Consider the following 10,164-nt stretch of genomic DNA (forward strand, 5'->3'; position numbering starts at 1 on the left):
CCGTCGGAGGGAACCGCCATGCCCAACCGAACCGCCCTGCCCCGGGACGCCCGCGTGCCCTCGCCCTCGCCCGCGCCCTCGCCCGTGAACGCACCCGCACCGGCCCCGGCCGCGTACACCGCGCGCCACGCCCTGGTGCGCTCCACCGTGCTCGCCCGGCCCGCCCAGTCCGCCGACTCGGCGGGCGCCCGGGTGCTGCTGGGCGGCCTCACCGCCGCCGAGGCCGCGGCCGAAGCCCTGCGGCTGGCCCTCTGCGACGACCTGTACGCCAGCCGGGCCGGGCACGACGAGGAGTTCCACCGCCGCGTCGTGCTGCCGCTCCGCCGCGACCTGCACAACGGGCGCCCGCCGCGGGCGGCGCTGCTCGACCGGCTCGGCGACTTGCCGCGCCGCGTCCCCCGACTCGCCGAGTGGCTGGAGCTGCGACGGCTGCGGGCCCGGCTGCTGGCCGCGCTCGCCGATGCCGTCCCGCCCGCCCTGGCCGCCGAACGGGCCTCCCTCGCGGGCATCTGCCGGGAGCCGGCCTTCACCCAGGCCGTCGCCCTCACCAGCGCCGACCTGCTGCGCGCGGTGGCCCACACGGCGGGCGCGACCGGGGAGCCGCGCGGCCGGGCCCGGAAGGAGGAGGCGGCCGTCCTGCGGCACGCCCTGCGGGCCACCGCCAAGACCAGCCCGCTCTCCTGGTTCACCGCCGTCGGCTGGACCTCCGACGTGACGGCGGAGGACGCGGAGGCAGAAGAAGCGGCGGACGGCCCGCGCGCGGTCGTCCGGGAGAACCGGGCGCTGGTCGCCGCGCTCGTCCAGGCCCTGCTCGACGACCCCCGCCGCAGCCGTACGCTGCCGCACCGGATGACCAGCGCCGCCCGGGTCGCCGACGGCCGCGCCCGCTACGCCCGCGCCGAGACGCTGTTCGCGGGCGGGCGCTACCTCGTCACCCGGGAGGAGGAGGTCGAGCTCGCGGCCCGGCCCGAACTGGCCCTGCTCGCCTCGCTCGCGGCCACCCCGGACCGGCCGGACCGGCTCGCCGCCCGGCTCGCCGAGGCCCTCGGCCGCCCCGGCGACGACCCGGCCGCGCACCGGTTCGTGGGCCGGCTCCTGACGGCCCGGCTGCTGGTGCCCGCCGAGCCGGTCGACCCGCAGGACCGGCGGCCGCTCCGCAGCCTGGCCGACTGGCTGCGGCAGTGGCCGGAGGACGCCGCACTGGCCGAACGGCTCGACCAACTCGACCTGGCAACAGGCTCGTTGGTGGCGACCCCGGGCGAGCACCGCCCCGCCCTGCTGGCCTCCCTCGCCGACCACTGGCGGCGACTGCTGGCCGACGCCGGACGGCCGGTGCCGGACGAGGCCGCGCCGCTCAGCGTCCTCAGCGAGGACGTCCACACGCCGGCCGCGCCGTGCCCCCGACTGAGCGCGGCCGACCGTACGGTGCTCGCCGAACTCACCGCGCTCGCCGAGCTGTTCGACCACGGCCACCTGATGCGCCGGGCCGCCCGGGACCGCTTCGTCGCCCGCTACGGCGTCGGCGGGGTGTGCGACGCGCCCTGGGACTTCGGCGCCGACGCGGCGGACGCCTGGGCGGATACCGGCCTGCCGGACGAACTGGCCCTGCTGCGACAGGAGTTCGCCCACCTCCCGGAGCTGGACGGCGAACTCGTGCTCCCCGTCGAGCGGGTCCGCGCCCTGGCCGCCCGGCTGCCCCACTGGACCGCGGCCCGGCCGCTCAGCTACTCCTGGTTCCTCCAACGCGACCCCGGGGACGGCCTGGTGTGCGTCAACCACGTCTACGGCGGCTGGGGGCGCTTCACCAGTCGGTTCCTCGACGGCCTGCCCCCGCGGGCCGCCGCCGAGGTCGCCCGGCAGCTCCGCTCCGGGCTCGGCGCCGGCGCCCGCGCCGCCCAGGTCCGGCCGGTCGGCGGCTTCAACGCCAACCTCCACCCCCGGCTGCTCGCCGACGAGATCGGCCCCGACCGGCGGTGGACCGGCCTCGCCGAGGCCGACCTCGACCTCGTCCACGACCCGGCCGACGACCAGCTCCGGCTGCGGCTGCGCGGCACCGGCGAACTGCTCGACGTCCTCTACCTGGGCTTCCTCGCGCCGGTCATGCTGCCCCGGCGGCTCGGCCCACTGCTCGCCGACCACCCCAACGGGGTCGTCGACTTCCGCCCGCTGCTGCCGCGCACCACCCTGGCCGCGCCCGGCGGCAGCGTGCTGCGCACCCCGCGGCTGCGCCACCGGCACGTCGTCCTCGCCCGCCGCCGCTGGCAGCTACCGGCCGGGGTGCTCGACGCCCTGCGGGCCGAACTCGCCGCCGACCCGGGCCCCGACGGGGTCCCGGCCGCGACCGTCGCCCGCTGGCGGGCCCGGCTCGGCCTGCCCGAACAGCTCTTCCTCCACCCCGCACCGGCCACCGCCGACGGCGCGGGCACGCCCGCCGACGCCTTCGTCGCCCACCTGCGCGCCCCCAAGCCGCAGCCCGTCGATCTCGGCAACCCGCTGCACCTGCGCCACCTCGCCAAATGGCTCACCCGGCACCCGCGCGGCGCGGTGCTGGAAGAGGCCCTGCCGGGCATCGCGGGGCAGCGGGAGCCTACCCGAGCCGTGGAACTCGTGGTGGAGACCTACCGGCCCGGCCGGGACAGCGCGGCGGGGGCCGCTGCCCGCGACTCCGTCCGGACCGCCCGAGCCATCCGGACCGCCCGAGCAGTCCGGACCGCCCGTACCGCCATCGCCGAGGAGGCGCCCGATGAGTGACCCGGCCGACGGCCAGGGGGCCGTGACCGCCTGGGACGTGGTCCTGTACCACTACCGGCCCGACAAGGCCCGTGCGCTGCGCGAAGCCGTCCTGCCGCTGGCCCGGCAGGCGGGGGCCGAGGGGCTGGCCGCCCACGTCGAGCGGCACTGGCGGTTCGGTCCGCACCTGCGGCTGCGGCTGCGCGGTCCCGAGGCGCGGGTGTCCGGGGCGGCGCGGCGGGCCGCCGAGGCGCTGCGGGCGTGGGCGGCCGCCCACCCCTCCGTCGCCGACCGCTCGGACGAGCAACTGCTCGCCGAGGCCGCCGCCGCCGGACGGGCCGAGCTGGTCGCGCCGCCGTACGGGCCGCTGGTGCCGGACAACACCGTCGTCGCGGCGCCCGTCGACCGGTCCGCCGAGCACGCCCTGCGGTCCCTGATCGGCGCCGAATCCGCCAATCTGCGCGAGGAGTTGCTACGGACCGGCCTGCCCGCCCTGGACTCGGCCTGCCGCTTCCTCGGCGCGCACGGCGACACGCCGCAGGCGCGGGTGCAGCTGGTGGTGACGGCGCTCGCCGCGCACGCCACCGCGCACCCGGACGGGCTGGTCGGCGCGCACTACTCGGTGCTCTCGCACCTGGAGGACTTCCTGGTCCACGAGGACCCGGACGGCAGCCTGCGGGCCGGCTTCGAGCGCCGCTGGGAGCGCACCGGCCGGGCGGTCACGGCGCTGGTGGGCCGGATCACCGAAGGCGGGGCGCGCGACTGGGAGCGGGACTGGGCGCACTGGTCGGCGAACGCCTGGAGCCTCGCCGAGCGGCGGCTGGCGGCCGGAGCCGACCTCGGCGGCCGCCACGCCGCGTACCGGGAGCGCGCCGAGGCCCTCGGGGACCGGGCCACCGCCGAACGCTGGAACGCCGAACTGCGCACCCGCTACAGCGAGTTCCACCGGCTGCTGCACCGCAGCGACCCCGACGGCGCGATGTGGCGCCGACCGGACTACCTGATCAACCGGACCGGCACCAACGGCCTGTACCGGCTGCTCGCGATCTGCGACGTCCGCCCGCTGGAGCGCTACCTCGCCGCCCACCTGCTGGTGCGCAGCGTGCCCGAGCTGACCGGGCACCGCTGGCAGGCGCTCCTCGGCGCCCCGGAGGCGGCCGGGGCCGGGGCCGGGACCGGCCAGGCGGGCACGGACGGGACGCGCATGAACGGGACTCGCACCGACGGGACGTACATGGAGGGGGCGGCATGACGGCCGAACCGGAGACCCACCGGCCCCGGCTGCGCCCCGGGGTGGCGGTGACCCCGCTGCGCGAGGGGCTGCACCTGCGCGGCCGCGACACCAGCCTCACCCTGGAGGGCAGCCGGGCGCTCCCGGCGCTGTGGCAGGTGCTCGCCGCCCGGCTCGGTCCGGACGCGGAGGCCGCCGGCGCGGCGGCCGACGCCGCCGTCGAGCCGAAGGTGGCGGCCGCGCTGGCCACCGTCACCGCCCGGCTGCGCGAGCACGGCCTGCTCGTGGACCACCCGGACGGGGAGCGCCTGCCGTCCTGGCCCGGCTCGGTGGCGGACGATCCCGGCGGCGCGGCGGCGGCCCTGGCGGCCGCCCGTCCGGTGGTGGCGGCCGCCGACCCGGACGGCCCGTCGGCCCGCGCGGGGGCGCGCGCCCTCGCCCGGGGCGGGACGGCGGCCCCGGCGGTGGTCGCCGAGCCCGGACTGCCGCCCGGCCGGGTGGTGGCCGCGGCGGACGGTCCGTCGGGCCGTGCGGTGGCGGTCGCGGTGCAGTGCGGCGCGGACGGCGGCCTCGTCACCGAGCCCGCCGACCCGGCCCGCGCCCGGGCGGACGCCACGGCGCTCGCCGCCCGGCTGGGCCCCGCCGCCGCCCCCGCTCCCGGTGCCGCGCCCCCGCCCGTTTTCCTCGCGCTGCTCGCCGCCGCCGGTGCCCAGCGGCTGCTCTGCGCCGTCGCCGGCCTGCCGGACCCGGGCGAGCCGGCCGAGGACCCCCGGCTGCTCGCCGGGCGTCCCGCCGTCCTGATCGCCGAGGCCCGTCCGCCGCGCGCCGACTACCACCCGTGGGCGGCGGGCCCCGGGGCCGTCGCCGCGCCGCCCGGAGACCTTGCCGAGGCGCTGCGCCGGGTGGACGCCCTCGGCGACGCCCGGCTGGGCGTGCTGGATTCGCCGTCCCCGGGCGAGCTCCCGCAGCTGCCCGTGGCCCTGGTCTCCTGCGGTACCCCGTCCGGCCCGCTGGCGGCCGGTGCGGTGCGGACGGACCTCGCCCGGCTGGCCGCCGCCTGCCGGTCCGTCGAACTGCACCTGGCGGCGGTGGGCGGGGGAGCCGTGCCGGTGGTCGGCGTCGACCCGTCCCACGCGCTCGGCCGGGCCCTGCGCTGGGCCGTCCTCGGGCGGCCGCTCCGGGGCGACCGCCCGGTGCCGGAGTCCGCCTGGCGGGAGCACCCGCAGGCCGGGCACTGGTACGGAGCCCTGGCCCGCCGGCTCGGCCGCGCACCTGATCTGACGGTGCGTCAACTTGCCTCCGAGCAGGCGTACCTGGCGCAGGCTGAGGGGGCCAGGGCGGTCGAGGCGACCCCCGCCGACGCGGTCGCCCATGCCGCCCTGGCCGCCCTCACCCGCCTGCTGGCCCGGGACGGCGGCCTGGCCGCCGCCCACCACGCCGCCCTCTCCGGCGCCGCGGCCCCGCTCGCCGCCGCCGGGCGCACCCCGGCCGCCTGGGCGGACCCCGGCTGGGCCGACCACTGGCTCGCCGACGTCGCCGACCGGGAACCGGACCTGCACGCCGCCCTGGTCCGGCTCACCGGCCTGCGGACGACCCGCTGGCAGCCCGCCACCCCCGGGGCCCGCCCGTTCGCCGCCGCCCTGGACGGCTGCGGGTTCACCGCCCTCGTCACCGGGGAGGGCCGCCCATGAACGGGCTGCCGGTGCTCACCCCGGCCGAGGCCCTGGCCGCCACCGGCGGCACCGCCGTCGTCCACCTCGCGGAGTGGACCCTCGGTCTGGCCGAGCAGCTCAGCCGCCACGCCCTGGCACACCCCGTACGCCTGGTGCCGGTGCGCGAGGACGGCGCGCTGACGGTGGTCGGGCCGGTCCTCCACCCCGGGGCGCCCGCCTGCCTGAGCTGCACCGAGGTCCAGCGGCTCGCCACCGCCGGCGGCCGGGTGCCCTGGCAGAGCCCGGCCCTGGCGCTCGGCGGCACCGGCACCCCGGCCTTCGCCGAGGCGGTGACCGCCCTCGCCGCCGACCTGGCCGCCGAGAGCGCCGATTCCGTCGCCACCGTCCACGTGGTGCACGGCGGCCGGGCCACCTGGTCCACCCACCGGGTCCGCCCGGTCGGCGGCTGCGAGGTCTGCCATCCGTTGCCCGCCGACACCCCCGAGGCCGCCCGGCTGCCCGCCACGCCCCGCCCGCTGCCCGACCCGGCCGTCCTGCGCGGCCCCAACGACCGTACGGAAGCGGGCCAGTTGAGGTCCGAACTCTACGACGAGCGGTTCGGCCCGGTCCGCCGGCTGTTCCGCACCGAGGACTCGGCCTTCGCCCTCACCACCGCCTGGGTGACGGACGGCCGGGCGCTGGACGACGGCGGCTACGGGCGGGCGGCGGACTTCCGCGCCAGCGAACGCGTCGCGCTGTTCGAGGCGGTGGAGCGGTACGCGGGCATGCGGCCGCTCGGGCGCCGCACCGCCCTGCGGGCCTCGTACGCCGACCTGGTCGCCGAGCGCGGGCCCGGAGCCGTCCTCGACCCGGCCCGGCTCGGCCTGCCCGACGACGCCCCGCCGGGGCACCCCGCCGTGGCCACCGTCCCGTACACCCCCGAGCTGGTACTCGACTGGGTGCACGGCTGGTCGCTCACCCACCGCCGCCCGGTCGCCGTCCCGGAGCACGTCGCCTACTGGGACGTGCCCGGGCGCGACCGCCCCCGTGTGGTCTACGAGTCCTCGAACGGCTGCGGACTCGGCAACAGCCCCCAGGAGGCCGCGCTCTACGGCCTGTTCGAGGTCGCCGAGCGCGACGCCTTCCTGATGGCCTGGTACGCCCGCACCCCGCTGCCCGGCGTCGCCGTCCCCACCGAGGACCAGCGGATCGCCGAACTCGCCGACCGCGCCCGGCTGTTCGGCTACCGGCTCACCCTGCTCGACGCCACCAACGACCTCGGCATCCCCGCCGTGCTCGCCCTCTGCCGCCACCGCGGCGACCACCCCGACGCCCCGCGCACCTTCCTGGCAGCCGGAGCCCACCACGACCCCCTGGCGGCGATCCGCTCCGCCGTCGCCGAGGTGGTCACCAACGTCCAGGAGGCGCCGCACCGCGCCACCGCCCCGGGCGGGCCGCGCGACCCGCGGCGGCTGCGGCCGATGCTGGACCGCCCCGACCTGGTCGTCACCCTGGACGACCACGTCGGCCTCAACGCCCTGCCCGAGGCGCAGCCCCGCCTCGACTTCCTCTTCGCCGGCCCGCCCCCGGTGCCCTGGACCGAGCGGTGGCCCGGCGCCCCCGCACCGGTCGGCGACCTCACCGAGCTGCTGGAGCGGACCGTCGCCCGGCTGGCGGGGGAGGGCCTGGAGGTCCTGGCGGTCACCCAGGACGAACCCGGCGTCCGCGACCGGCTGGGCCTGCACTGCGCCAAGGTCGTCGTCCCCGGCACCCTGCCGATGACCTTCGGCCACGCCAACCGCCGCACCCGGGGCCTGCCCCGCCTCCTGGACGTCCCGTACCGCCTCGGCCGCACCCCGGCGCCCCTGCGGCACGACGAACTCCCGCTCCACCCGCACCCGTTCCCGTAGCCGCCCGTTCCCGTAGCCGCCCGGAAGGACCGCGATGACCACCCAAGCGCCGCCCGCCGCCCGCTGGCACAGCCTGCACCTCGCGCTGCCGCTGACCGCCCCCGAGGCCGACGCCTTCCTCACCGAGGACCTCGCCCCGCTGATGGCCGGGCTCGCCGGCACCGACTGGTTCTTCATCCGCTACGGCGAGGGCGGCCCCCACCTGCGCATCCGCCTCCGCGGCCCGGGCCCGGCGCCCGCGCACCTGACCGACCTCGCCGCCGAGCTCACCCGCCGCGCCGCCCGCCGCACCCCGCCCGAGGGCCCCTTCGCGGGCGGACACGGCGAGGTCACGGAGGTCCCGTACCAGCCCGAGACCGAGCGCTACGGCGGCGCGGCCCTGCTGCCGATCGCCGAGGAGGTGTTCACCCACTCCACCCGCACCGCCCTCGCCGCCCTGGACGCCCTCCGCGAGGCCCCCGGGGACCGGCTGCCGCTCGCCCTCGACCTCGCCCACACCACCGCCCACGCCCTCGGCCTCGACGAACTCGCCGCCTCCCGCTGGCTGCGCCGCCACGCCGCCTCCTGGCGCTGGGTCACCGAGTTCCAGCCGCTGCCCGGGGCCGCCGTGCACGTCCGGGTCAACACCGTGTTCGCCCGGCAGCGCACCGCGCTGGCCCACCGCGCCCGGGCCCTGCGCACGGCGCTGGACGCCGGCACGGCCGCACCCTGGCTCGCCGACTGGGCGGCGCGGGTCGCCGAGGCCGCCGCCCGGATGCGGGCCGCCTTCCCCGCCTCCGCTGACGCCTCCGCCTCCGCCGACGCCGAGGAGCGCCTCTCCTGGGTCTGGGCCTCCCAGCTGCACATGCTGTTCAACCGGTTAGGCGTCGGCCCCGACGAGGAGCGGGCGGTCTGCCGCCTCGCCGCCCGCACCCTGCTGGAGACCGGGCAGCCGTTCACTTTCTTCCCCGCCGACCACCACGCCCCGGACCACCAGTACCTGGAACGCAGCAAGTTCCAGATCGGCCGCCCCGAGGACACCGCCCTGCGCGACCTGCCGCACCGCCCGGCCCCGTGCCCCCGCCCCGGCGACCTCCCGCTGCCCGCCGACCCGCTGCCGCCCGTCACCCTCGCCGAGGCCCTGCGCACCCGCCACTCCACCCGCGGCCCGCTGACCGGCCCGCTCACCGCCGGCACCCTCGGCGGACTGCTCTGGTCCGCCTACGCCGCCAACCCCGACACCGGCCACCGCCCGTACCCGAGCGCGGGCGCCCTGCACACCGTACGGCTGCGCCTGCTCGCCCTCGCCGTGGACGGCCTGCCCGCCGGCACCTACCAGTGCCTCCCCGAACACCGCAGCCTGCGCCCGATCGGCCCGGCCCCCGCCCTCGACGACCTCAAGGCCCTCTCCTCCTACCTCTCCCGCCCGGCCGACGACCCGGACGCCATCGGCATCGACCAGGCCCCCGCCGTCCTCGCCGTCCACCTCGACCTCGCCCACCTCCGCCGCCGCTACGGCCTGCGCGCCCTGCGCCTCGGCCTCCTCGAAGCCGGCCACCTGACCCAGAACCTCCTGCTGACCTCCGCCGCCTTCGGCCTCGGCACCACCCCCCTCGGCGGCCTCCAGGACGACCTGGCCCACGAACTCCTCGCCCTCGACGACCTCGGCGAACCCGTCCAGTACCTCCTCCCCCTGGGCCGCCCGGGGACCGCCCGGTGATCATGCCGTGAGTACCCTTGCCCGATGACCGATCACGGCATCGCCCACCCCGACTTCCGCCTCCACGTCGTGCCCGCCGTCGTGGCGCTGGCCAGCCCGACCTGGCAGCGCGAAGTGTGGCTCGACCGCGCCCGGTTCGAGAACCTCGCCTACACGGTGCACGTGCTCTTCGACGACTTCTGCGACGCGGACGATCCGCAGCGCTCGCTCGGCTACAGCCTGCGCACCGAGCAGGAGGTCGAACTGATGGCACACCTCGGTACCGCCTACGGGACGGTCCAGGACACCGTCGGCGCCGGAGCCCCCGACGAGGCCTACCTGGACTCGCCGCACTGGGCCGCCGTCGTCGCCGCGGCAGCCCGACTCGCCCAGGTGATGGTGCACAACGACCTCATGGCCCTGCGGAACCTGCACGAAGCCGGCCACCCCTGGCCCCCCGTCACCGCCCAACACGGGCCCGAGGGCCAAGCGGAGGGTTCCTGACGTCATGGGACGGAACGTCTAGGGTGTACGACCGCCGAAGAAGACCTGGACCTCCCGGATCAGCCCGTCCCGGACCGTGATCGCCTCGACGTTGCGGTAGCGGCCCCCCGTGGTCAGCTCGTACTCGTAGTAGGCGAAGACGAGTTCCTCGTCGGCGGGCGTCACCCGCAGCAGCCGCTGCTCCGTGAACCGGTCGGCGGTGGGGAAGCAGCGCTCGAAGAACGCGGCCTTGTCGATGCGGTCGTCCTGGGGGCTGGTGAAGGTGAAGTCCTCGGCGTACAGCGGCAGGGCCGCCTCCCGGTCCTGCGACCGGTAGCAGCGGAACGCCGCCTCGACGACGCTCGCGGGGGTGCCGTTCATGCGATCCATACCTTTCTTCGTGGGATCGTTCTGGTCATTCGTAAGATCAGGGCACCCAGGGATGCCGGGTGTGGCTGTCATGTCATTGCCGCGTCCGTG

At 78.1% G+C, this 10,164-nt stretch carries 7 protein-coding genes; 6 read left to right on the forward strand and 1 reads right to left on the reverse strand.

Going from position 1 to position 10,164, the window contains the following annotated elements; translation table 11 throughout:
- Positions 1-18: 18 nt before the first annotated feature.
- From ACFRQN_RS24640 to ACFRQN_RS24665, 6 genes are read left to right on the forward strand one after another with little or no spacing between them, the layout of a single operon-like run.
- Positions 19-2,751 (forward strand): lantibiotic dehydratase, encoded by a 2,733-nt coding sequence (locus tag ACFRQN_RS24640; RefSeq protein WP_380742160.1) that lies wholly within the window; start codon positions 19-21, stop codon positions 2,749-2,751.
- Positions 2,744-3,982 carry a hypothetical protein gene (locus ACFRQN_RS24645; RefSeq protein WP_380742162.1) on the forward strand — a complete coding sequence of 413 codons (1,239 nt, stop codon included), beginning with the start codon at positions 2,744-2,746 and terminating at the stop codon, positions 3,980-3,982. The genes ACFRQN_RS24640 and ACFRQN_RS24645 overlap by 8 nt, the downstream gene beginning before the upstream one ends.
- Complete coding sequence (locus tag ACFRQN_RS24650) at positions 3,979-5,652, forward strand: hypothetical protein (protein ID WP_380742164.1); 1,674 nt, start codon at positions 3,979-3,981, stop codon at positions 5,650-5,652. Before ACFRQN_RS24645 ends, ACFRQN_RS24650 begins: the two co-directional genes overlap by 4 nt.
- The gene (locus tag ACFRQN_RS24655) at positions 5,649-7,523 is read left to right on the forward strand and encodes a TOMM precursor leader peptide-binding protein (RefSeq protein WP_380742166.1); all 1,875 of its coding nucleotides are present in this window, start codon (positions 5,649-5,651) and stop codon (positions 7,521-7,523) included. Before ACFRQN_RS24650 ends, ACFRQN_RS24655 begins: the two co-directional genes overlap by 4 nt.
- A gap of 34 nt (positions 7,524-7,557) precedes the next feature.
- Positions 7,558-9,222: a thiopeptide-type bacteriocin biosynthesis protein gene (locus ACFRQN_RS24660; protein WP_380742168.1), complete on the forward strand. Its 1,665-nt coding sequence runs from the start codon at positions 7,558-7,560 to the stop codon at positions 9,220-9,222.
- Positions 9,223-9,246: 24 nt separating this feature from the next.
- Positions 9,247-9,705, forward strand: a complete 459-nt coding sequence (locus ACFRQN_RS24665; RefSeq protein ID WP_380742170.1) for a hypothetical protein — start codon at positions 9,247-9,249, stop codon at positions 9,703-9,705.
- Positions 9,706-9,723: 18 nt separating this feature from the next.
- On the opposite strand, the gene ACFRQN_RS24670 is transcribed toward ACFRQN_RS24665, so the two are convergent.
- Complete coding sequence (locus ACFRQN_RS24670; RefSeq protein ID WP_380742172.1) at positions 9,724-10,065, reverse strand: nuclear transport factor 2 family protein; 342 nt, start codon at positions 10,063-10,065, stop codon at positions 9,724-9,726.
- Positions 10,066-10,164: the final 99 nt, after the last annotated feature.

This window comes from Kitasatospora sp. NPDC056800 (assembly GCF_042789775.1).
Lineage (GTDB): Bacteria > Actinomycetota > Actinomycetes > Streptomycetales > Streptomycetaceae > Kitasatospora.